The 20,987-nt window shown below is 73.4% G+C and carries 20 protein-coding genes; 5 read left to right on the top strand and 15 right to left on the bottom strand.

The window, feature by feature from the left end; all coding sequences use genetic code 11:
* The first annotated feature begins 235 nt into the window (after positions 1 to 235).
* Positions 236 to 2,464 carry a PfkB family carbohydrate kinase gene (locus tag MM440_RS07870; RefSeq protein WP_241443761.1) on the top strand — a complete coding sequence of 743 codons (2,229 nt, stop codon included), beginning with the start codon at positions 236 to 238 and terminating at the stop codon, positions 2,462 to 2,464.
* Between the two features lie 40 nt (positions 2,465 to 2,504).
* On the top strand, positions 2,505 to 3,167 hold the full coding sequence (locus MM440_RS07865) for a hypothetical protein (protein ID WP_241443760.1): 663 nt from the start codon (positions 2,505 to 2,507) through the stop codon (positions 3,165 to 3,167).
* A gap of 74 nt (positions 3,168 to 3,241) precedes the next feature.
* On the opposite strand, the gene MM440_RS07860 is transcribed toward MM440_RS07865, so the two are convergent.
* Positions 3,242 to 4,027, bottom strand: a complete 786-nt coding sequence (locus tag MM440_RS07860; protein WP_241443759.1) for an SDR family oxidoreductase — start codon at positions 4,025 to 4,027, stop codon at positions 3,242 to 3,244.
* 162 nt (positions 4,028 to 4,189) lie between these two features.
* Here MM440_RS07860 and MM440_RS07855 point away from each other — a divergent pair, with 162 nt between their 5' ends.
* Together MM440_RS07855 and MM440_RS07850 are read left to right on the top strand one after the other, a co-directional pair.
* Positions 4,190 to 5,389, top strand: coding sequence for an AMP-binding protein (locus MM440_RS07855; RefSeq protein ID WP_241443758.1), 1,200 nt, complete (start codon positions 4,190 to 4,192; stop codon positions 5,387 to 5,389).
* Positions 5,390 to 5,526: 137 nt separating this feature from the next.
* On the top strand, positions 5,527 to 6,402 hold the full coding sequence (locus tag MM440_RS07850; RefSeq protein WP_241443757.1) for a 1,4-dihydroxy-2-naphthoate polyprenyltransferase: 876 nt from the start codon (positions 5,527 to 5,529) through the stop codon (positions 6,400 to 6,402).
* Between the two features lie 48 nt (positions 6,403 to 6,450).
* Here the strand turns inward: MM440_RS07850 and MM440_RS07845 are convergent, their stop codons facing one another.
* Genes MM440_RS07845 through hemL form a run of 7 tightly spaced genes read right to left on the bottom strand, consistent with a single transcriptional unit; the run spans position 6,451 to position 12,848 of the window.
* Positions 6,451 to 6,756 carry a DUF4229 domain-containing protein gene (locus tag MM440_RS07845; RefSeq protein WP_241443756.1) on the bottom strand — a complete coding sequence of 102 codons (306 nt, stop codon included), beginning with the start codon at positions 6,754 to 6,756 and terminating at the stop codon, positions 6,451 to 6,453.
* Positions 6,757 to 6,761: 5 nt separating this feature from the next.
* Entirely contained in the window at positions 6,762 to 7,832 is a 1,071-nt protein-coding gene (ccsB, locus tag MM440_RS07840; RefSeq protein ID WP_241443755.1) for a c-type cytochrome biogenesis protein CcsB, read from the bottom strand.
* Positions 7,822 to 9,513 (bottom strand): cytochrome c biogenesis protein ResB, encoded by a 1,692-nt coding sequence (gene resB / locus MM440_RS07835; RefSeq protein ID WP_241443754.1) that lies wholly within the window; start codon positions 9,511 to 9,513, stop codon positions 7,822 to 7,824. Before resB ends, ccsB begins: the two co-directional genes overlap by 11 nt.
* Positions 9,501 to 10,268, bottom strand: a complete 768-nt coding sequence (locus MM440_RS07830) for a cytochrome c biogenesis CcdA family protein (protein ID WP_241443753.1) — start codon at positions 10,266 to 10,268, stop codon at positions 9,501 to 9,503. The genes resB and MM440_RS07830 overlap by 13 nt, the downstream gene beginning before the upstream one ends.
* On the bottom strand, positions 10,268 to 10,861 hold the full coding sequence (locus MM440_RS07825; RefSeq protein ID WP_241443752.1) for a TlpA family protein disulfide reductase: 594 nt from the start codon (positions 10,859 to 10,861) through the stop codon (positions 10,268 to 10,270). The genes MM440_RS07830 and MM440_RS07825 overlap by 1 nt, the downstream gene beginning before the upstream one ends.
* The gene (locus MM440_RS07820; RefSeq protein WP_241443751.1) at positions 10,858 to 11,505 is read right to left on the bottom strand and encodes a histidine phosphatase family protein; all 648 of its coding nucleotides are present in this window, start codon (positions 11,503 to 11,505) and stop codon (positions 10,858 to 10,860) included. Before MM440_RS07820 ends, MM440_RS07825 begins: the two co-directional genes overlap by 4 nt.
* Positions 11,502 to 12,848, bottom strand: a complete 1,347-nt coding sequence (gene hemL, locus MM440_RS07815; protein WP_241443750.1) for a glutamate-1-semialdehyde 2,1-aminomutase — start codon at positions 12,846 to 12,848, stop codon at positions 11,502 to 11,504. Before hemL ends, MM440_RS07820 begins: the two co-directional genes overlap by 4 nt.
* Before the next feature lie 87 nt (positions 12,849 to 12,935).
* On the opposite strand from hemL, the gene MM440_RS07810 reads away from it, so the two are divergent.
* On the top strand, positions 12,936 to 14,147 hold the full coding sequence (locus MM440_RS07810; protein WP_241443749.1) for an AAA family ATPase: 1,212 nt from the start codon (positions 12,936 to 12,938) through the stop codon (positions 14,145 to 14,147).
* Positions 14,148 to 14,176: 29 nt separating this feature from the next.
* Here the strand turns inward: MM440_RS07810 and MM440_RS07805 are convergent, their stop codons facing one another.
* From MM440_RS07805 to MM440_RS07775, 7 genes are all read right to left on the bottom strand, one after another.
* Positions 14,177 to 14,707, bottom strand: coding sequence for a MarR family winged helix-turn-helix transcriptional regulator (locus MM440_RS07805; RefSeq protein ID WP_241443748.1), 531 nt, complete (start codon positions 14,705 to 14,707; stop codon positions 14,177 to 14,179).
* Positions 14,708 to 14,869: 162 nt separating this feature from the next.
* On the bottom strand, positions 14,870 to 15,844 hold the full coding sequence (hemB, locus tag MM440_RS07800; RefSeq protein ID WP_241443747.1) for a porphobilinogen synthase: 975 nt from the start codon (positions 15,842 to 15,844) through the stop codon (positions 14,870 to 14,872).
* 64 nt (positions 15,845 to 15,908) lie between these two features.
* On the bottom strand, positions 15,909 to 17,492 hold the full coding sequence (locus MM440_RS07795; protein WP_241443746.1) for a bifunctional uroporphyrinogen-III C-methyltransferase/uroporphyrinogen-III synthase: 1,584 nt from the start codon (positions 17,490 to 17,492) through the stop codon (positions 15,909 to 15,911).
* Positions 17,489 to 18,439 (bottom strand): hydroxymethylbilane synthase, encoded by a 951-nt coding sequence (gene hemC, locus MM440_RS07790; RefSeq protein ID WP_241443745.1) that lies wholly within the window; start codon positions 18,437 to 18,439, stop codon positions 17,489 to 17,491. Before hemC ends, MM440_RS07795 begins: the two co-directional genes overlap by 4 nt.
* Entirely contained in the window at positions 18,439 to 19,851 is a 1,413-nt protein-coding gene (locus tag MM440_RS07785; RefSeq protein WP_241443744.1) for a glutamyl-tRNA reductase, read from the bottom strand. The genes hemC and MM440_RS07785 overlap by 1 nt, the downstream gene beginning before the upstream one ends.
* Entirely contained in the window at positions 19,848 to 20,552 is a 705-nt protein-coding gene (locus MM440_RS07780) for a redox-sensing transcriptional repressor Rex (RefSeq protein WP_241443743.1), read from the bottom strand. Before MM440_RS07780 ends, MM440_RS07785 begins: the two co-directional genes overlap by 4 nt.
* A 131-nt stretch (positions 20,553 to 20,683) precedes the next feature.
* On the bottom strand, positions 20,684 to 20,974 hold the full coding sequence (locus MM440_RS07775; RefSeq protein WP_241443742.1) for a glutaredoxin family protein: 291 nt from the start codon (positions 20,972 to 20,974) through the stop codon (positions 20,684 to 20,686).
* Between the last annotated feature and the right edge of the window lie 13 nt (positions 20,975 to 20,987).

Genomic DNA, 20,987 nt, shown 5'->3' with positions numbered 1-20,987 from the left:
TGCTCCTTGACAGCATGCGGGGGTCCCCGCACCAATGGTGGGTCCGACGCTAACAGCCCGGGTGCGGCCGTCGACCCCACTCCGCCCAGGCATCACCAGAACGTGACGCAGGCGTCTGCTGCCGGTGTCTGACGCCGGTGCGTGACGCCGGTCCGTGATGTCGGCCTGCTGCTCCGGAGCGCCGGCCTTGACCCTGAGCCTTGACCCCGACCCCCCGATGCGATGGGCTGCCCTCGTGACCGCACCGACGGACCCCTTCGGCGTCGAGCCCGCCGGCCGAGCCGATCGGGCGCACGGGGCACTGCTCGGGCTCGCCCTCGGCGACGCCCTGGGGATGCCTACCCAGCTGCTGCCCCGCGCCCTGGTGCGCGAGCGCTGGGGCCGGATCGACCGGTTCTACCCGGCCCCGGACGACAACCCGGTGAGCCGCGGGACCCCCGCGGGGCGGGTGACCGACGACACCGACCAGGCGGTCATCGTGGGTGAGCTGCTGGTGGCGGGCGGCGGGCTGGTGGACCCGGCCGAGCTCGGCCGGCGGCTGCTGGCCTGGCACGCGTCGATGCAGGCCCAGGGTTCGCTGGACCTGCTCGGACCGTCGACCATGCGGGCGGTGCAGGCCCTCGCCGCCGGGACGCCGGTCGAGCAGACCGGTCGGTGGGGTGACACCAACGGCGCGGCCATGCGCGTCGCGCCGGTGGGGATCGCCTGTCCCCCGGCCCCGCTGGAGACGCTCGTGGCCGCCGTGGCCGACGTCGACCGGCTCACCCACGACACCCAGATCGCCAACGCGGGTGCAGGCGCGATCGCCGCGGCGGTCAGCGCCGGCATCGACGGCGCGTCGGTGGAGCAGGCGCTGGACCTGGCCATGGCTGCGGCCGAGGCGGGGGCCGAGCACGGGCACGCGACGGCCGGCGCCGACGTGGCCGCCCGGATAGCGTGGGCGCTCGACCTGGTGCGCGCCAGGCTGGGCGACTCGGTGGGCGACTCGGTGGCCGACTCTGCCGCCGGTGGACGCGCGGATGGCGAGGACGTGCGCGAGGAGGTGCTGGACACCGTCGCACGGCTCGTCGGCACCGGCGTCGCGACCCAGGAGGCGGTGCCCGCGGCCTGCGCCGTGGCCCTGCTCTACGCGGACGACCCCTGGGGTGGCGTCTGCGCGGCGGCGGCTCTCGGCGGCGACTGCGACACCATCGCCGCGATGGCCGGCGCCATCCTCGGGGCGACCCACGGGGCGGGTGCCTTCCCCGTCGAGGCGGTGCGCGAGCTCGCCGCCGCCAATCCCGAGCTGCACCTCGACCGGCTCGCCCAGCAGCTGCTGACCCTGCGGGACCGGGCGGCCGACCAACCGCTCCCCCAGCGCCTCACGAAGCCCCTCGCCCAGCCGGCCGACCAGCCGCCCGAGCAGCCGGCCCGGCTCGTGCTCGTGGGCAGCGTGATCGTGGACCTGATGACCGAGGTGCCGCACCTGCCGACCAAGGGTGCCGACGTGCTGGCCGGACCGCTCGTGGCGCAGGCCGGTGGGGGCTACAACGTGCTGGTGGCCGCCCACCGGCTCGGCCTGGCCGTAGCCCTCGCCGGCCGCGTCGGCTCCGGCCCGACGGGCTCACGGATCCGGGCGGCCCTGGCCGAGATCGGGGCGGAGGTCCTGGTCGAGGTCGCCGACGTCATGGTGCGGAAGGTTTACCAGCCGACCGACTCGGGCAGCTGTGTGGGGTTCGTGGAGCCGGACGGCGAGCGCACCTTCGTCACGAGCCCGGGGGTCGAGAGCCTGCTGCGGCCCACCGACCTGGGTGCCGTGGACGTGCGGGCCACGGACTGGGTCTACCTCAGCGGCTACGACCTGCTCTACCCGGTCAGCGGGCCGACGATCGCGGACTGGCTGGACCGGGTGGCGCCCACCCACCTGGTGCTCGACCCCGGACCCCTGGTGGACCAGATCGACCCCGACCTGCTCGACCGCGTGCTGCGTCGCACCACCGTGCTCACCGCCAACGCGCGCGAGCTGGCGCTGCTCGCCGACCGGACCCCCGACGACCCGGACCAGCCGCTGCTGGCGCGGCTGGCGGGCGCCGAGCGTCCCCTTCGCCAGGCCATGGTCATCGCCCGGGACGGGGCCCGAGGCGCCTGGCTGCACCGGGCCACCTCGTCCGTGGGCGGAGCGGACGCGACCCACCACGCGCCGGTGCCGCCTGTCGAGGCGGTCGACACGACCGGCGCAGGCGACACCCACACCGGTGCGCTGATCGCGCTGCTGGCGCAGGGGCTACCGGCCGAGGTTGCCGTAGACCGTGCCGGGCTCGCCGCGGCCTGGTCGGTGACCCGCCGGGGTTCGGCCACCGCACCGACCAGCGCCGAGCTGGCGGCGTTCGCGCAGGTGGCCGGAAGCCCAGCGACAGCACCTCAGAGAGGCAGCACCCAGCCAGCACCTCGCACCCACCACGAGCGTGAGGACGGTCACCGCTGACGTGGAGGCGACGTCCAGCCACCCGACGTAGTCTGTGCCCATGGGCCTCGGGGACATCAAGGGCAACATCGCGGGGGCGGCACGGCTGGCGGCCCACCTGGCGACCGGCCCGCTGCACAGCCAGGAGCGCCGGACCTGGGGAGCGACCGCGCGCGAGGTGGAGGAGCAGCTGCCCGGCGACGACCTGCTGCTGGAGATCTCCTGGCAGTCGACCCGCGCGGTGACCATCTGGGCGACGCCCGACCAGGTCTGGCCGTGGGTGCTGCAGATCGGGCACGGTCGCAAGGGGTTCTCGGCGCACGAGCTCATGACGGGGCTGGTGGCCGAGCACGGTCAGGGCTACCAGGTCATGCGGACCGACCGGGACGAGGTCGCCGTGGGTGCCGACGTCTGGCTGCACAACCAGCTGCCGCCGCTGCAGGTCGCCGAGCTGGTCAGCGACGAGCGCCTGGTGCTGGTCGGCATCCCCGAGGACAACCCGCTGGCGCAGACGGTGTGGTCCTACCACCTGCGGGCTCTCCCCCACGGGCGCACCAGGCTCATCGAGCGGACAGCGTTCCTGCACGGGGACAGCCTGGTCAAGAAGCTCGCTGGTGGGCCGTACGTCGTCGAGCCGGTGTCCTTCATGATGAGCCGCGACATGCTGCTCGCCGTCAAGAAGCTCGCCGAGGAGTCCACCGGGCCGGCTGCGCTCGAGGCCTGACGCCGCGGGCCTTGGTCGCGTCGGACGCCGCCCGTCTGGGCGGGTCCGCGCCCGTCGAGGCGGGCCCGCGCCGCTCACACGCGGTGGACCTTGTAGTTCGACGCCTGCGGCTGGGGGCGGATCGTCACCTGGTCGATGTTGACGTGCGGCGGGCGGGTCGCGATCCAGGTCACGACGTCGGCGATGTCGTCGGCCGTGAGGGGGTTGGGCACTCCGGCGTAGACCTTCTCGGCGGCCTCGGCGTCGCCGCCGAGGCGGACCAGGGAGAACTCCTCGGTCTTGACCATGCCGGGCGCGATGTGACTGACCCGCACCCCGTCGGCCACCGCCTCGAGGCGCAGCGTGTCCGCGATGACCCGCTCGGCGTGCTTGGCCGCCACGTAGCCACCGCCACCCTCGTAGGTGCTGAGCGCCGCCGTCGAGGTCAGGAACACCACGAGCCCGGCCGGCGCCGCCTTGACCGCCGGCAGCAGGGCCTTGGTCACCGCGAGGGCACCGAGGACGTTGGTCTCGTACATCGAGCGCCAGTGCTCGAGGTCGGCCTCGGCGATCGTCTCGGTGCCCAGAGCACCCCCGGCATTGTTGAACAGCACGTCCACCTGGTCGCCGGCCTCGCGGGCCAGCCGCTCGACGTCCTCGACCTGGGTGACGTCGCAGGTCACCGCGCGGCCGCCGATCTCGGCCGCCAACGCCTCGATCCGCTCGGTGCGCCGAGCGGCGCAGACCACGTCGAACCCCGCCGCCGCCAGCTGCCGCGCCGACGCCTCGCCGATGCCGCTGCTCGCCCCGGTCACCACGGCCACCGGTCGCCGGTCGCCCTGGGTGGTCCCGTCGGTGTGCTGACCCGTCTGCTCGCTCATGGCTCCATCCGATCACAGCCTCCCCGCCGCAGGCCAGGGCAGTCATCGAGAGTGCACATGTCGGACACGACACGCCGAGACGGTGTCCGGGATCTGTCGTCTCGACGAGGTCGGGCCGGTCGGCCAGGCTGGCTTCGACGGCCGGCGCACTACCCTGGCGCGGTGAAGCTACGCGCCTGGCCGCCCGCCCACGCCACCCTCGCCGAGGTCGTGGCCGACCTCGGTCCGCTGCGGGACGCGCTGAGCGGCGCCGGACCGGCGCTCTGCCCGCCGGGCTCGGGCGACGAACCACCCGCGTCCGTGCCGAGCGCGCCCGACGACCTGGCTCTCGTGGTCGGGACGTCGGGCTCGACCGGGTCGCCCAAGCGCGCCCTGCTGTCCGCGGCTGCGCTCCGGGCCTCCGGCGAGGCGACCGCGCAGGCTCTCGGTGGGCACGGCACCTGGGTGCTCGCGCTCGGCGCCTCCCACATCGCCGGCCTGCAGGTCCTCGCTCGCTCGGTGCTCGCCGGAACCGATCCGGTAGCCCTCCCCGAGGGTCCGTTCACCGCCGCGGCCTTCGCGGCGGCCACCGATCGCGCTGGGGGCTGCCACCGGCTCTACACCTCGGTGGTGCCGACCCAGCTGGTGCGCCTGCTCGACTCGCCGGTGGGCCGGGCGGCCGGTGCGCGCTACGACGCGATCCTCGTGGGCGGTGCGGCGCTGCGCCCGGACCTTTGCGCCCGGGCGCTGCGCGAAGGCCTTCGGGTGGTCCAGACCTACGGGATGACCGAGACCGCCGGCGGGTGCGTCTACGACGGGATCCCGTTGCCGGACATGGAGATCGCGCTGGACGAGCAGGGCCGGGTCAGCCTGGGTGGCCCGTGCGTGGCGCACGGCTACCTGGGGCTGCCGCAGCTGAGCGACGAGGCGTTCCGCGTCGACGGGGCAGGGCGACGCTGGTTCCGGACGTCCGACCTCGGCTCGATCGAGGCCGACGGTCGGCTGCGCATCCTCGGGCGCGCGGACGACCTGATCAACACCGGGGGCTACAAGGTGGCGCCGTCCGTGGTCGAGGAGGCGATCACCGCAGCCTGGCCCGCGGTCCGCGACGTGGTCGTGGTCGGCCTGCCCGACCCGCAGTGGGGTGAGGCCGTGGCCGCAGCCGTGGTGCTGCAGCAACCGACCGAGGGTGCGACGGCTGTGGACGCGACAGCTGTGGACCCGACGGCCGAGGGAGCGACGGACCTGGCCGAGCTGCGCGAGCTCCTGCGGGAGGCGCTCCCGCCTCACGCGCTGCCGCAACGGCTGCTGGTGCTGGACGAGCTGCCGCTGCGGGGGCCGGGCAAGCCGGACCGGGCGGCGCTGGCGCGGCGCTTCGGCTGACCCGCACCGGCCCGACCCTGCAGCCCGACGCTGCTGCCCGACGCTGCAGCCCGGACAGGCAGCAGACCCCCGGACACGCCCCCGCCGACGTGGGCGGCTGCGTCGTCCCGAGCCTCCGATCAGCCACAATGACCGGCATGGCCACGCTTTCGGAATGGATCGAGGGCGCGCGCCCCAGGACCCTGCCAGCCGCCGTCTCGCCCGTCGTGATCGGCACCGGCTCGGCCTACGGTCTCGGTCACGCCGATGCGGCGCTGGCCCTGCTCGCGCTGCTGGTGGCGCTGTTCCTCCAGGTGGGCGTGAACTACGCCAACGACTACTCCGACGGGATCCGAGGCACCGACGAGCGCCGGGTCGGGCCGGTGCGGCTGGTCGGGCAGCGGCTGGCGCAGCCGGGCCAGGTCAAGGCTGCTGCGTTCGCCTGCTTCGGGCTGGCAGCGGTCGCCGGGCTCGCGCTGATGGCGCTGTCGGCGTTCTTCTGGCTGTTCCCGATCGGCATCGCGGCCGTGCTGGCCGCGTGGTACTACACCGGCGGCAAGCACCCCTACGGCTACGCCGGGCTCGGCGAGGTCTTCGTCTTCGTGTTCTTCGGCCTGGTGGCGGTCGTGTGCACCACCGCCACCCAGGTGCACCGCGCCGACCTCGGCACCTGGATGGGCGCGGTCGGCATCGGCTCGCTGATCACGGCCGTGCTGGTCGCCAACAACCTGCGCGACATCCCGGGCGACTCCGTGTCCGGCAAGCACACCCTCGCGGTGCGGCTCGGCGACCGAGGCACCCGGATGCTCTACGTGGGGCTGGTCGCGGTGGCCGGTCTGGCCGCGGTCCTCGCGGCGGTGGGTGGCCACCCGTACGCGCTGCTCGGTCTGGTCGGGCTGCTGGCGGCGGTGCCGCCGACGCGCACGGTGCTGTCCGGCGCGATCGGTCGAGAACTGATCCCGGTGCTGGCCGGGACGGGGATCACCTGCCTGGCCTACGGCTTCCTGCTGGCGATCGGCCTGGCGCTGGGCTGAGCGCGGCCACTCCTTGGGGAACGACCGCGACGCTCAGGACCGCCGTCCTCAGGACCGCGACTCGCGCGGCCCCCGGTCGTCGCGGCCGACCTCGGCGTCCTCGGCGTCCGCGTCGGCGTCGATCTGGGCGGCCCAGCGCGACCGCTTGACCGCCGTGCGGTGCTGGACGCGCTCGTCGATGCGCGCCGACAGCTCGTCCCGAGGGCGTTGCAGCAGCCAAAGCGACAGCCCCATCGAGGCCACGCCACCCACGACGATCAGCGCCAGACCCCGCAGGCCGAGCAGCCAGAAGAGTCCGCAGCAGCCGATGAACAGGGCGAACCGCAGCAGGGTGTAGCGCAGGGCAGGGGCCATCTGGATCACATTCCCGAGTACGAGTGCTTGCCGACGAAGAACTTGTTGACGACGAAGAAGTTGATCAGGATGCACGCGTAGCCGGCGAGCGCGATCCAGGTCGCGGAGCGGATCTTCCAGCCGGTCGTCGCGCGCGCGTGCAGGTAGGCCGCGTAGACCACCCAGATCACGAACGTCCAGACCTCCTTGGGGTCCCAGCCCCAGTAGCGCCCCCAGGCGTTCTCGGCCCAGATGGCGCCGGCGATCAGGGTGAAGGTCCACAGCGGGAAGCTCGCGATGTGCAGTGAGTAGGAGAACCGGTCCAGCGCCTTGGCCGACGGCGTCGCGGCGTAGAGCTTGCCCTTGAGGCCCTTCGTCGGCACCACACCGAGCGACTCGGACGCGTCCTTGAAGAGGAACAGCGCCGCCGCGATCGCGCCGATGGTGAACAGGGCGGTGGACACGAACGCGACGGACACGTGGATGACCAGCCAGTAGGACTTGAGGGCGGGCATCAGCTGCGAGGCGTCGGTGTAGACCACGAGGCACATGCCCAGCATGAGCAGCACGACCGCGGACACGAAGCTGCCCATCCAGCGCAGGTCGCGGGTCATCGCGAGGATCGTGAAGACGAGCGCGATCACCATGGTGCCGGTGAGCAGGAACTCGTACATGTTGCCCCAGGGGGCGCGCATGACCGACAGGCCGCGCAGCACGACCGCTGCGAGCATCAGCAAGGTGCCGAGGGAGAACAGCGAGAGTCCCATGCCGGCCCACTGGCGTCGGACCGGCGCCGCCGTCCCGTCGTCGACCGGACCGGCTGGGTAGAACGGGTCGGCCGGGTTGGTCGCGTCGGATGCAGCGCGGGCCGAGCTCGGGCGAGCCCCGACGCTCGCGCCGCTCGAGGCGTTGGCCAGCACCGGCGCGGGTGCCTCGGACGCGTCGGCCGCGGTCGCGTCGGCCACGGACGCGTCGTGGAGGGTGCGCACGCGAGTCTGCGCGAGGTCTACGACGAACGCGAGCATGGCGAGCATCACCACGAGCATCGCGGCGTACACGGAGAGGTTCGAATAGGACGCGAGAGTCTCAGGATTCATGGCGCGGCAGCTCCTCAAGGATCGACTCGGTCACGCGGTCCACGGCGTCGCCGAGACGCACGTCCTCGCCCTTGGCGAGACCACCGACCATCAGCAGGGTACGTCCGTCTTGCTCTCGGACGCGCACGAAGACTCGGCGACGCCGAATCGTCAGCGACGCGATGAGTCCCGCGAGGGCGAGCAGGGAGCACGCCAGGGTGAGCTCCTTGCCCGGGTCGTAGCGCACGCTCAGGCCCGCGAAGCGGGGCAGCGACTCGAACGTGACGGTGCCCCGGTCCCCCGCGATGGCCTTGGTCTCGCCGAGCCGCAGCGCGATGCGGACGGGCAGCCCGGCCGCGGTCTTGGGCTGGGTCATCTTCGAGGTGTCCAGCGCGTAGACCGACTGCGGGGCTCCGTCGGGGAACAGCTCGCCCTGCCACAGCGTGAGCAGCAGACCCGGCAGGGCCGGCCCAGGGAAGTCCGAGACCGGGTTGGCGCGCAGGTTCTGGTCGCTGATGGTGGGGGCGAAGATGCCCTCGAAACCGAGCTGCGGGGAGGTGGCGCGCACCTTCACCGCCCCGGTCGAGGTGTAGTTGTTGTCCTGCGGCCGGAAGACGACCGGCTCACGCATGACGACCTTGCCGGTCTTGTCGCGCACCGTGATGACCGGCGCGTAGCCGTTGCCGAGCAGGAACACCGAGGTCGAGCCGAAGTGCAGCGGGTTGTTGACCGACATGACCTGGTTGCGCGGGGCTGCCGTCGGCGAGTCCTGGGTCGTCACGCTGGCGTCGAAGAAGCGCGGCTGCCCGAACTGCGAGCCGCCCGCGCCGGTCTCGAAGGCCACATTGACCTCGTTGACCCGCACGATGAACGGCGGCAGGTCCTCGAGGTCAACCAGCGGGCCGGCCGCGAGAGTGTCGAACGAGCCCTGGGTGTCGGAGAAGATCGAGTTGGCGAAGGTGCGAGTCGCGGGCACGATGACGTCCCCCTTCCAGCCCCACAGGTGGCCGACGGCGACACCGATCAGCACCCCGATGAGGGCCAGGTGGAAGACCAGGTTGCCGAGCTCGCGCAGGAAGCCCTTCTCGGCCGACACGTACGCCGTCGCCTGACCGGGAGCCCCGGTCGCGTCCACGGAGGTGTCGGCCGGCCGCAGCCGGAAGCGCTGCCGGCCGAGGACCCGACGCGCGGTCTCGAGGGCATGCTCGGGGGTGGCGGCGACCTCGACCTCGCGGTGCTCGGGCAGCCGAGCGAGGCGCAGCGGGGCGCGCACCGGGCCGCCGCGGGTCTCGCGCCAGAGGACCCGGCAGCGCGGCAGCACGCAGCCGATGAGGGAGATGAACAGCAGCAGATAGATCGCGGCGAACCACGGCGAGGAGTAGACGTCGAACAGCCGCAACCGGTCCATCCACGGCCCGGCCGTCGTGTGCTCCTGCAGGTAGGTGCGCACCCGCACCGGGTCGACCGAGCGCTGCGGCCACACCGAGCCGGGGACGGCGGCCACCGCGAGGAGCAGCAGCAGGAACAGCGCCGTGCGCATGCTGGTCAGCTGGCGCCAGGCCCACCGCAGCAGGCCGAGCACCCCGATGTCGGGCTGCTGGACGTCGTCGGGGCGGCGGGTCTCCGTGGTCCCGGAAGCCGCGGGAGTCTCGTGAGCCGCCGGGTCCTTCGTGCTCGAGCCGTGCCGCCTCACAAGATCCACTCCGTTCCGCCGAACCGGGTCTGCACCGCGGTCATGAGCTGCTCCCAGACCCCGAGGGCCATGAGGAGTCCGAGGACGAACAGCAGCCCGGCGCCGACGAGCTGCAGGGTGCGCTGGTGCCGGCGCAGCGCCGACCAGGCGCGCAGCGCGCGGGCGTAGGCGAGCGCCATCACCACGAACGGCACCCCCAGCCCGAGGCAGTAGGCGATGCCCAGGGTGATCGCCCGGGCCAGCGGCACCGAGGACCCGTCGAACGGGCGCGCGACCGCGATGACCGCGGCGAGCGTCGGGCCGATGCAGGGCGTCCAGCCGAGCGCGAATGCCATGCCGAGCAGGGGCGACCCAGCGAGGCCTGCGGAGGGGCGCCACCGCACGGTGACCTCCCGCTGCGCGCCGAGGCGCCCGCCCCAGCCGGCGAAGACCAGCGCGAACACCATGACGAACACTCCGGCCAGCCGCAGCAGCAGCGAGTGCCGCTCCTCGACCAGGTTGCCGAGCGCGGTGAACAGGACGACGACCGGCACGAAGATGGCGGTGAAACCGAGGACGAAGCCCACCGACCCCAGCACCAGCCGGGAGCGGCGCCGCTCCTGCAGCGACACCTCCGAGATCCCCGTGACGTAGCCGAGGAAGCCGGGCACGAGCGGCAGCACGCACGGCGAGACGAACGAGATCGCCCCGGCGAGCAGGGCGAGCAGGACCGCGACCGGCAAGGTGCCGTTCGCGACCACGTCTTGGCCGGCAGACAGGAGCACTAGCTGCTCTTGATGACGTCGTCGATGACGTCGGAGAGGGTCGTCGCGGTCGTGCGGCCGAGGATGCGCGCGGCCATCCGGCCCTGCTTGTCGACGACGATCGTCGTCGGGGGCGAGGGCACCTTGCCCCCGAGCGCGAGGATGGTGCGGCCGTCGTTGGCGAGGGAGGGGTAGGTCACCTTCTTCTCCTTCGACCAGGTCAGGGCGTTCTCGGTGGACTCGCCGCGCCAGACCACGCCCATGAACTGCACCGGCTTCTTGGCCGCCTGCACCTGGTCCCAGACCTTGGTGAGGTCGGGCTGCTCGGCCTCGCACGGCGGGCACCACGACGCCCACGCGTTGAGCACCACGACGGTGCCGCGCTGGTCCGCGAGGGACCAGGTCTTGCCGTCCAGCGTGGTGCCGGCGAGGTCTACCGGAGCACCTCGCTTGTCGACCGGCAGGGTCTCGATCGTGCCGTCGGTGGTGATGTAACCCTTCTCGTCCCCGGACTTGGCCTGGGCGGACACCGAGTTGGGGTCCTCCGAGCAGCCGGTGAGCACGACGGCCACACCGAGGGCGAGCAGGGCTGCGGAAGCCTTCTGGATGGTCATGCGCCCACCGTCGCGTTGGCGCCCGGGAGCAGGGACGCCGCGGGCTCGGTGTAGTCGATGGACACCAGCTCGTCGCCGTCGTAGGTCAAGCTGGTGAGGGAGGCGAGGGTGCACTCGCGGTCGCGCGGGTCGTGCCAGAGGCGCTCGCCCTGCAGGTGGCGTCGTACCGTCCACACGGGCAGCTGGTGCGACACCAGGACGATGTCGCCGCCGGGGGCGTGCGCCCGGGCTGCGTCGATCGCCGCGACCATGCGCGCCGCGATGCGCGTGTAGGGCTCGCCCCAGGACGGCCGCAGCGGGTTGCGGACCAGCCACCAGTTGCGGGGGTTGCGCAGCGACCCCTCGCCGACGCCGAACTGCACGCCCTCGAAGTAGTTGCCGGCCTCGATGATCCGGCTGTCGGTGCGGATGGGCACCCCGTGCGCGCGGGCGGTGGGCGCCGCGGTCTCCTGCGCCCGCTCCAGCGGGGAGGCCACCACCAGCCGGACGTCGTGCCCGCTCAGGTGCTCGCCCACCAGCTCGGCCATCTGGACGCCGAGCTCGGAGAGGTGGAACTCGGGGAGCCGGCCGTAGAGCACCTTGGTCGGGTTGTGCACCTCGCCGTGCCGCATCAGGTGGACCACGGTGCGGACGCGCGAGCTCATGCGCGCACCCTTGCAGACGAGTCTGTGATCGCCCTGACCGCCGCGGGCAGCGCCGCCAGGACGTGGTCGACGGCGCGGTCGTCGTGCGCCGCGGAGACGAACCAGCACTCGAACGCGCTGGGCGGCAGGTGCACGCCCTGGGCCAGCATCGCCTGGAAGAAGGCGGTGAAGGCGGCGGTGTCCTGCCCCTGGGCGTCGGCGTAGCTGAGCACCGGCCCCTCGCGGAAGAAGACGGAGAACATCGGCCCCGCCCACTGGATGCAGTGCGGGACACCCGCCCGGTCGAGCTCGGTGGCCACGCCGTCGGCGATGGTGTGGGCGACCCGGTCCAAGGTGGCGTAGACCTCGGGCGTGCACCGCTCGAGGGTGGCGAGGCCCGCGGCGGTCGCGACCGGGTTCCCCGAGAGGGTGCCGGCCTGGTAGACCGGGCCGGTCGGGGCGAGCTGGCCCATGACCTCGGCCGTGCCACCGAAGGCCGCCGCCGGGAAGCCACCCCCCATGACCTTGCCGAAGGTGAACAGGTCGGGGGCTCCGTGCTCGGTCGCCCCCTCGACGCCGAACCAGCCGGCGGCGCTCGCGCGGAAGCCGGTCATCACCTCGTCGGTGATGAACATCGCGCCGTGCTCCTTGGTAAGGCGGCGGATGGCTGCGGTCCAGCCGGGCGCCGGCGGGACCAGGCCCATGTTGCCGGCCGCGGCCTCGGTGATGACCGCCGCGATCTCGCCACCGCGCTCGGCGAAGGCGGTCTCGAGGGCCGCGATGTCGTTGTAGGGCAGCACGATCGTCTCTGCCGCGGCGCTGCGGGGCACGCCGGCGGAGTCGGGCAGCGCGAGGGTGGCGACGCCCGACCCGGCGTGCGCGAGCAGCGCGTCGACGTGCCCGTGGTAGCAGCCGGCGAACTTCACGACGACGCTGCGCCCGGTGACGCCGCGCGCGAGACGCAGGGCCGACATGGTCGCCTCGGTGCCGCTCGAGACCAGGCGCACCTGCTCGACCGGCTCGACCCGCGCCACGATGGCCTCGGCGAGCGCCACCTCGTTCTCGCTCGGCGTGCCGAAGGAGAAGCCGCGGGTCGCGGCGTCCTGCACCGCCGCGAGCACCTCGGGGTGGGCGTGCCCGAGGATCATCGGGCCCCAGCTCCCCACGAGGTCGACGTAGACCCGACCGTCGGCGTCCGTGAGGTAGGGCCCCTGCGCCGACACCATGAACCGCGGCGTCCCGCCGACCGCCCGGAACGCGCGCACGGGGCTGTTGACGCCACCGGGGATCACCGCGGAGGCGCGGTCGAAGAGCGCTTGGGACGCGGGAGCGTCGAAGCGGTAGGACGGCAGCTGCTCGGACATGGGCCCATCCTGCCAAAGACCTCTGACACACCCGAACCCGTCCCACGTGGCCGGGGTCTGTCAGAGGGCCGGGCTAGCGTCCCGGCCATGTTCAGCGTGCTGGCCGTGAGCGGCTACCGGTCCCTGCGAGACGTCGTGCTGCCTCTCGGTCGGCTCACCGTGGTCACGGGTGCCAACGGCACGGGCAAGTCCAGCCTCTACCGGTCGATGCGGCTGCTCGCGGACTGCGGGCAGGGGCGGGTCATCGGCTCGCTCGCCCGCGAGGGCGGGCTGTCCTCGGCACTCTGGGCCGGGCCGGAGAGCCTGGCGGGGGCGCGGCGGACGGGTGGCTCCGTCCAGGGCACCACGCGCGCCGGGCCGGTGAGCCTGCGCCTCGGCGTGGCCGGGTCCGACGTCGGCTACCTCGTGGACCTCGGGATCCCCCAGCAGGGTGACACCGCGTTCAACCGCGACCCCGAGATCAAGCGTGAGCTCGCCTGGTCCGGCCCGGTGCAGCGACGCGGCACCGTCTGCGCCCGACGCGCCTGGTCACGGGTCGATCTGCGGGCCGAGGACGGCACGTTCGAGCGGGCACCGCTCGCCCTCACGACGGACCGCTCGATGCTCACCGAGGTGGCCGACCCCGTCGTCACCCCTGAGCTGTGGGCGCTGCGGCGCTCGTTGGCGTCCTGGCGGTTCTACGACGGGTTCCGGGTCGACCTCGACGCCCCCGTGCGACGGCCGCAGGTGGGCACCCGCACCCGGGTGCTCGCCGACGACGGCGCGGACCTCGCGGCGGCCCTGCAGACGATCGCGGAGGACGGTCGGTCGCCCCTGCACGAGGCCGTGGCGGACGCCTTCGAGGGCGCTCGCCTGCACATCACCGCCCAGGACGGTGTGTTCGACGCGGGGCTCCACCAGCCAGGGATGCTGCGCCCGCTGCGCACCGCCGAGCTGTCCGACGGCACGCTGCGCTACCTGCTGTGGGTCGCGGCGCTGCTCACCGTCGAGCCCCCGCCACTGATGGTGCTCAACGAGCCGGAGACCAGCCTGCACCCCAGCCTGCTCGCCCCGCTCGCCCGCCTGATCCACGAGGCCGCGCAGCGCACCCAGCTGGTCGTGGTCACCCACAGCGACGAGCTGGTGGACCGGCTGGCCGCAGCCTCCGACAACGACGGCGGCGACGACGACGATGAGCCGACCACCGACGGCGAGCCCCCGGCCGTGCGACGCGTGCGCCTGGTCAAGGACCTCGGCGAGACCCGCGTCGCCGGGCAGGGCCTGCTCACCACCCCGACGTGGGAGTGGGGCCGGCGATGACGAGGGTGATGACGAGGATCAGGCTCGCCTCAGGGAGCGCCCTGCGCGCTGCGGTGCTCGGCCGCCTCCGAGGTCACCCCGCTCGGGGGGTGGTTGGCGTCGCGGACCCGAGCCATGGCCTGCGCGAGCGAGCGGACCAGGTCGTCGTCCAGGTAGTCCAGCCAGTGCTCCCGCACCGAGCGCACGTGCCGCGGCGCCAGCTCGGTCAACATCTCCAGCCCGTGCGCGGTCAGCAGCAGCTCGACCCCCCGGCCGTCGTCCGGCACCGGCTGGCGCGCGACCCAGCCGCGCCGCTCGAGCCGGGTGGCCGTGTGGGTGAGCCGGCTGCGCGACTGCACGACCAGTCCCGCCAGCTCCGACATGCGCAGCCGCTGCCCCGGCTGCTCGGACAGCATCGAGATGATCTCGTACTCCGGCAGCGACACCCCGAACTCCTGCAGGTCCCGGTCGAGCGCAGCCTCGAGCAGCCGCTGACCCCGCAGGTAGGCCCGCCAGGCCTGCTGCTCGGTCGCCGTCAGCCAGCGCACCTCGTCGCTCGATCCGGTCGTCGATCCGGTCATGGTGTCTTCGGGGGCCTCTTCACAGGTGTGGTGCGGGTGGTCGTGGGCCACCACGTCTGGTCCCGACGGTGTCGGGACCAGACGACGGTTCATCACGAACCGTACAACTCCGCGGGCGTCCGGAGCGTGAGATTCGCCGGGGAATCTGAGCGGTGGCGCCGCTCAGGACAGCCAGCGCGGCACGTCGAGCGCGTAGTACGTGAGGACCTGCTGGGCACCGGCCCGCCGGATCGAGGTGAGCGCCTCCAGGGCCGCGCGCTCCCGCTCGATCCAGCCGTGCGCCGCAGCCGCCTCGATCTGCGCGTACTCCCCCGACACCTGGTAGGCCGAAACGGGCACGTCGCTGACCTCGGCCACCGCACGCACCACGTCCAGGTAGGGCAGGGCCGGCTTGACCATCACCAGGTCGGCGCCCTCGGCGAGGTCCAGCCGCACCTCGCGCAGCGACTCGGTCAGGTTGGCCGGGTCCTGCTGATAGGTCTTGCGGTCCCCCACCAGCGAGGAGTCGACCGCCTCACGGAACGGCCCGTAGAACGCCGACGCGTACTTCGCGGCGTAGGCCAGGAGCACCGTGTCGACGTGGCCGGCGGCGTCCAGCGCCTCGCGGACGTAGCCGATCTGCCCGTCCATCATCCCCGACAGGCCCAGGACGTGGGCCCCGGCATCGGCCTGCGCCAGCGCCATCGCGGCGTAGCGCTCCAAGGTCGCGTCGTTGTCGACGGCACCGCGGTCGTCGAGGACACCGCAGTGACCGTGATCGGTAAACTCGTCCAGGCACAGGTCGGCCATGACGACGGTGTCGTCCCCCACGACGTCCCTGACCTGCGCCAGCGCCTGGTTGAGGATGCCGTCGGGGTCGTCGGCACCCGAGCCGACGGCGTCCTTGTCACGGGGCACCCCGAAGATCATGATGCCGCCGAGGCCTTCGGCCACCACCTCACGCGCGACGTCCAGCAGCGAGTCCATGCTGTGCTGCACGACCCCGGGCATCGACCCGATCGGCTGGGGCTGGTGGATCCCCTCGCGCACGAAGACCGGCAGGATGAGGTCGGCCGGGTGCAGGCGGGTCTCGGCGACGAGCCGGCGCAGGGCGGGGCTCTGTCGCAGGCGACGCGGACGTTCTACCGGAAAGCTCATGGGGGCTCCTTGGACGACGACGGTCGGCTGGGCAGTGGGTGGGACGGTCGGCTGGGGGGCTCGGCTAGGCGGTCGTCTCGCGCCGGCGTCGGCGCCGCTGGCTCGGCCGGCGCACCTGCTCGCCGCGCTCGTAGGCCTCGAGGGCGAGGCCGTAGCCGTACTCCGCGAGCCCGTCGACGAGCGACTGGGCCGACGACTCCTGGGCGATCACGTGCACGGTGAGCCCGTGCTCCTCGGCCGTGCGTGCGGTGGCCTGACCGATGCACGCCACGACGGTGACCTTGTGCGGCTTGCCCGCGATGCCCACGAGGTTGCGCACCGTCGACGACGAGGTGAAGACGACGGCGTCGAAGTCACCGGACTTGATCGCCTCGCGCACCGGCGCGGGCGGCGGCGCCGCGCGCACCGTGCGGTAGGCCGTGACGTCGTCGACCTCCCACCCCAGCTCGGTCAGGCCGATGACCAGCGGCTCGGTGGCGATGTCGGCGCGCGGCAGCAGGACCCGGTTGATGGGGTCCAGCAGGTCGTCGAACGGCGGCCACTCCTCCAGCAGGCCGGCGGCCGACTGCTCGCCGGACGGGACGAGGTCGGCCGCGAGGCCCCACTCCTGCAGGGCGCGCGCGGTCGCACCCCCGACCGCGGCGATCTTCAGGCCGGAGAAGGAGCGGGCATCCAGCCCGTAGGACTCGAACTTCTCACGAATGGCCCGCACGGCATTGGCCGAGGTGAACCCCACCCACTCGTAGCGCCCGCTCACCATCCCTTGGACGGCCTTGTCCACGAGCTGGGGCATCCGGGGCGGCTCGACGGCGATCGTCGGCACGACGTGGGCCGTGGCGCCATAGCCCTCCAGCGCCGCGATCGCCGTGCCCGACTGGTCCTTGGTGCGGGGCACGAGCACGTCCCACCCGAAGAGCGGCAGGGTCTCGAACCAGGACAGCTCCAGGCGCTGCTCGACCGCCGGACCGACGACGGCGACGAGCGGCAGCGCGCCGGCGTCCGCCCCGACGGCCGGGTCGCCGAGCAGGTCGTCGAGCATCCCGGGGGCGTCACCGAGGGTGCCCACCTGGGTGCGCTGGCGCGTGGTCGTGCCGTGCTCGGTGATGGCGACAGGGGTGCTTGGGTCGAGCCCGTCGGCCAGCAGCGCGTCGAGCTGCGTGAGGAGCTCGGGCCCCACACCGGCGAGCACCGGGCTGGTGGAGCGCAGGTGCTCGGGCACCGGCATCCCCGCGTAGAGGGGCACAGCCGTCGTCGGCGACACGCCCGGCACGACCTCGAACGACCGGCCGAGGCGTGCCACCGTGGTCGCTTCATCGGAGAGCGCGCTGCCGTCACCGCTCAGCAGGCGCACGACGAGCCCCCCCGGGGTGTCCTGCAGCGAGTCGATCGCGTCGACCAGGTCCGCGGCGGCGGCGACCTCGACGACGCGGGTGCTCTCGGGCACGAGGGCACGAGCCTGGTCGCCCGCGCCCGGTCCGACGGCGAGCACGTCCGCCCGCTCGAGGAGCGAGGCACCCTCGACCGTCAGCAGCCGCGGGTCGCCGGGTCCTGCGCCCACGAACACGACGCGCGCCCCTGCGCCGGCGGGCGGGCGAGGTGTGGGTGCGGGGGTGCTGCGGCGGCGGCGCCGACTCTTGGCGGTCGTCATGCAGGCGGCTCCTGGATGGTCGGCCGAGGCGGCGAGACGGGCGGCGAGACGAGGTCGGCGGCGCCGTCCTCTAGCAGCAGCCTAGCGAGCCGGGCGCCGAGCGACCGCGGATCGTCGACCGGCCCGGTCAGCGAGCGACGCAGCGAGCCAGACCCGTCGGGTGCCCCGACGAACGCCCGCAGCGAGAGCTCGACACCGTCGAGGTCCTCCACGACCTCGGCCAGCGCACCGAGCGGCGCGGTGCAGCCGGCCTCGAGGACCGAGAGGAGCTCACGCTCGGCGGTGACGCAGGCGCGGGTGTCGGCGTCGTCCAGCTGCGCGAGCAGCTCACGCACCGGGTCGTCCTCGCGGCACTCGACGGCCAGCGCGCCCTGGCCGGCAGCGGGCAGCATGACGAGGGGGTCCAGCGTCTCGGTGACCTCGTCGGTGCGCCCGAGCCGGGCCAGCCCGGCGCGTGCCAGCACGACGGCGTCGCACCGACCGTCGTGGACGTGCCGGATCCGGGTGTCCACGTTGCCCCGGATGGCGGTGATCTCCAGGCCCAGGCCCAGCGCCTCGAGCTGCGCAGCCCGGCGCGGGGAGCCGGTGCCGATCACGGATCCCGCCGGCAGCTCCCCCAACGTGTGTCCGTCGCGGGCCACGAGCGCGTCGCGCGGATCCTCCCGTGGCGGGATCGCCGCGACGACCAGGCCGGCGTGCGGGGCGACCGGCAGATCCTTGAGGGAGTGGACGGCGAGGTCGATCTCACCCGCCAGCAAGGCAGCCCGGATCGCCGACGCGAAGACGCCGGTGCCGCCGATCGAGGCGAGCGGGCCGGTGTTGACGTCGCCCTCGGTGGTGATCTCGACCAGCTCGACCTGGTGGCCGAGCGCGCGCAGCCGATCGGCCACGAGACCGCTCTGGGTGGTCGCGAGGGTGCTGCGTCGGGTGCCGAGGCGCAGAGCCATCAGGACGCCGCCTGGCGGCGGACCGCCTCGGCCAGGGTGGTCGGCAGCCCGGGGCCCAGATCCGCCAGGTCGGCCAGGTCGGCGAGCCCGCGGGTCGCGTCGGGTGGGTAGGCCGCGTCGTCGTCCGCCGTGGAGACTGCGGCCACCGTCTGGGGGTCCAGGTCGAACAGCTCGCGCAGGGCGTCGGCGTAGTCGCCGCTGCCGCCGGCGCCCGCGAGCTCCTTGACCCGCACCGACGGCGCGTGGAGCAGCTTCTCGACGACGCGATGCACGGTGAGGGCCACCTGCCGGTCGGTGGCCTCGTCGAGGTCCGGCATCCGGGCCCGCAGGCGCTCCAGCTCAGCCTCGACGACGGCGGCGGCGCGGCTGCGCAGAGCCGCCACGGTGGGAGCGACGGCCTGGCGGCGCCGGTCGGCGAGGAAGCTGGCGACCTCCTCGGCCACGAGCTCGCGCACGGCCTCGACCTGCGCCGGCACCTGGCCGTCGCCGGCGAGCAGCAGTCCGAGCTCCTCGAGCCCGACGAGCGTGACACCGGGGATCTGGAGCACGTCTCGGTCGACGTCGTGCGGCAGGGCCAGGTCGATGAGCACCAGCGGCCGGTCCGGGCGCTGGGCCAGGGCCTGCTGCACCTGCTCTGCGCTGATGACCTGCGCCGACGCGCCGGTGCACGTCACCACGACGTCGGCGGCGACGAGGGCCCCGCCCAGCTCCTCGAACGGCACGGAGTCCGCGTCGTAGCTGGCAGCCAGGTGCTCGGACTTGTGCGGGGTGCGGTTGGTGATGGTGAGCGTGCCGGCGCCGAGGCGGGTGGAGGTGGCGGCGGCGAGCGAGCTCATCGCACCGGCTCCGACGACGAGCACGTGCCGGCCAGGCAGCGGGCCGACCACCTCCTCGCCGGCGAGCAGGCCGGCCTCGACCAGGCCGACGGCGACGTCGTCGATGCCCGTCTCGCTGTGCGCGGCCTTGCCGACCCGAAGCGCCCGCTGGAACAGCGAGTTGAGCTGCGGCCCCACCTCGCCGCCGTGCTGGGCCGCGCGCAGCCCGCCGCGCAGCTGGCCGAGGATCTGCCCCTCGCCGAGGGCCATCGAGTCCAGGCCGCAGGCGACGTGGAACGTGTGCGAGACGGCGCGCTCGTCGTGGTGGACGTAGAGATGCGGACGCAGACCGGTGAGGTCGGCGCCGGACACCTCGGCCAGCGCGGTGGTGATCTCGGTGACGGCACCGTGGAAGGTCTCGGCCTCGGCGTAGACCTCGAGGCGGTTGCACGTGCCGACGACGACGGCCTCGCGCACGTGCTGACCCAGGACGAGCCGGCCGCGCAGGTCGTCGATCTGGTCGGGGCGCAGGCTCACCTGCTCCAGCGCACTGATGGGCGCGCTGCGGTGGGAAAGCCCGAGGACGAGCAGGGTCACGAGGGCACCTCGGAGGTCGAGAGGTCGGAGCCGGCGGAGGAGGCACCACCGGGCAGGGCGTCACGATGCATGGCGTGGAAGGCGAGCAGCTGCAGCTCGGTCGACAGGTCGACCTTACGCACGTCGGTGCCCTGGGGGACAGCCAGGTGGACGGGGGCGAAGTTGAGGACGGAGCGCACCCCCGCCAGGACCAGGTCGTCGGCCGCCCCCTGGGCGGACGCGGCCGGCGTGGCGATCACGGCGATGGCGTCGCCGCGTGGCGCCACCCGCGCAAGCACCTGCGGCAGCTCGGCCATCGAGTGCACGTCGAGGCCGCCGATGCGTCGCCCGACGATGTCGGGGTCGCGGTCGAAGCAGGCCACGACGTCGAATCCCTTGGTGGCGAAGCCCCCGAAGTCGGCCAAGGCGTGCCCGAGGTGCCCCATGCCGACGATCACCACGGGGCGCACCTGGGCCAGCCCGAGCACCTTGGAGACCTCGTCGGCCAGCACCCGGACGTCGTAGCCCACGCCCCGCACGCCGTAGGAGCCGAGGTGGGACAGGTCCTTGCGCAGCTTGGCCGAGTTGACCCCGGACCGGACCGCGAGCTCCTCGGAGGAGACCGAGGTGACGCCGCGCGCCTCGAGCTCGGCCAGCGCCCGCAGATAGGTCGGCAGGCGCAGCACCGTCGCGTCGGACAGCCGGTCGGGCTCGTGCGTCACAGGGGCGGGACCTCCGGGAGGGGCTGGGTCAGCCGAGGTCGTCGCCGGGTGCGGCGGCCTCCTCCAGGTTAAGTCCTCGTGAAGAACCGCACAAAGTCCTCTGCTGCGGCTGTCAGGTGCTCGACAGGTGCTCATGACCGGGTCAACGCCTTGCGCAGAGCCGCCTCGTCCACGAACCAGCGCGCGTGCTCACGGCCGTCCACGAACACGACCGGGATGTACTCCCAGTACGCCATCTCGAGGGTGATGTCCTCTAGGGTCGAGCGCTCCTGCCAGCGCACCCCGAGCTCGCCGCACACGCGCTCGACCACGACGCGGGCGTCGTCGCACAGGTGGCAGCCGGGCTTGCCCACCAGCACGAGCCGGGCGTCGGGGTCGAGCGCGTCGTCGCTCGGAGCGGCCAGCGGTGCGGGAGTGGTCATCGCAGCGACTGTA

The organism is Arsenicicoccus piscis (assembly GCF_022568835.1).
Taxonomy (GTDB): domain Bacteria; phylum Actinomycetota; class Actinomycetes; order Actinomycetales; family Dermatophilaceae; genus Arsenicicoccus; species Arsenicicoccus piscis.
Note: the sequence above shows the minus strand (reverse complement) of the source record. Positions and strands in the feature narration are given on the sequence as shown.

What these genes read in the sequence shown, in the direction of transcription:
- MM440_RS07865 (WP_241443760.1), top strand. Translation starts at nt 2,505, where the DNA reads ATGGGCCTCGGGGACATCAAGGGCAACATCGCGGGGGCGGCACGGCTG.
- MM440_RS07860 (WP_241443759.1), bottom strand. Translation starts at nt 4,027, where the DNA reads ATGAGCGAGCAGACGGGTCAGCACACCGACGGGACCACCCAGGGCGAC.
- MM440_RS07850 (WP_241443757.1), top strand. Translation starts at nt 5,527, where the DNA reads ATGGCCACGCTTTCGGAATGGATCGAGGGCGCGCGCCCCAGGACCCTG.
- MM440_RS07845 (WP_241443756.1), bottom strand. Translation starts at nt 6,756, where the DNA reads ATGGCCCCTGCCCTGCGCTACACCCTGCTGCGGTTCGCCCTGTTCATC.
- ccsB (WP_241443755.1), bottom strand. Translation starts at nt 7,832, where the DNA reads ATGAATCCTGAGACTCTCGCGTCCTATTCGAACCTCTCCGTGTACGCC.
- MM440_RS07825 (WP_241443752.1), bottom strand. Translation starts at nt 10,861, where the DNA reads ATGACCATCCAGAAGGCTTCCGCAGCCCTGCTCGCCCTCGGTGTGGCC.
- MM440_RS07820 (WP_241443751.1), bottom strand. Translation starts at nt 11,505, where the DNA reads ATGAGCTCGCGCGTCCGCACCGTGGTCCACCTGATGCGGCACGGCGAG.
- hemL (WP_241443750.1), bottom strand. Translation starts at nt 12,848, where the DNA reads ATGTCCGAGCAGCTGCCGTCCTACCGCTTCGACGCTCCCGCGTCCCAA.
- MM440_RS07810 (WP_241443749.1), top strand. Translation starts at nt 12,936, where the DNA reads ATGTTCAGCGTGCTGGCCGTGAGCGGCTACCGGTCCCTGCGAGACGTC.
- MM440_RS07805 (WP_241443748.1), bottom strand. Translation starts at nt 14,707, where the DNA reads ATGACCGGATCGACGACCGGATCGAGCGACGAGGTGCGCTGGCTGACG.
- hemB (WP_241443747.1), bottom strand. Translation starts at nt 15,844, where the DNA reads ATGAGCTTTCCGGTAGAACGTCCGCGTCGCCTGCGACAGAGCCCCGCC.
- MM440_RS07795 (WP_241443746.1), bottom strand. Translation starts at nt 17,492, where the DNA reads ATGACGACCGCCAAGAGTCGGCGCCGCCGCCGCAGCACCCCCGCACCC.
- hemC (WP_241443745.1), bottom strand. Translation starts at nt 18,439, where the DNA reads ATGGCTCTGCGCCTCGGCACCCGACGCAGCACCCTCGCGACCACCCAG.
- MM440_RS07775 (WP_241443742.1), bottom strand. Translation starts at nt 20,974, where the DNA reads ATGACCACTCCCGCACCGCTGGCCGCTCCGAGCGACGACGCGCTCGAC.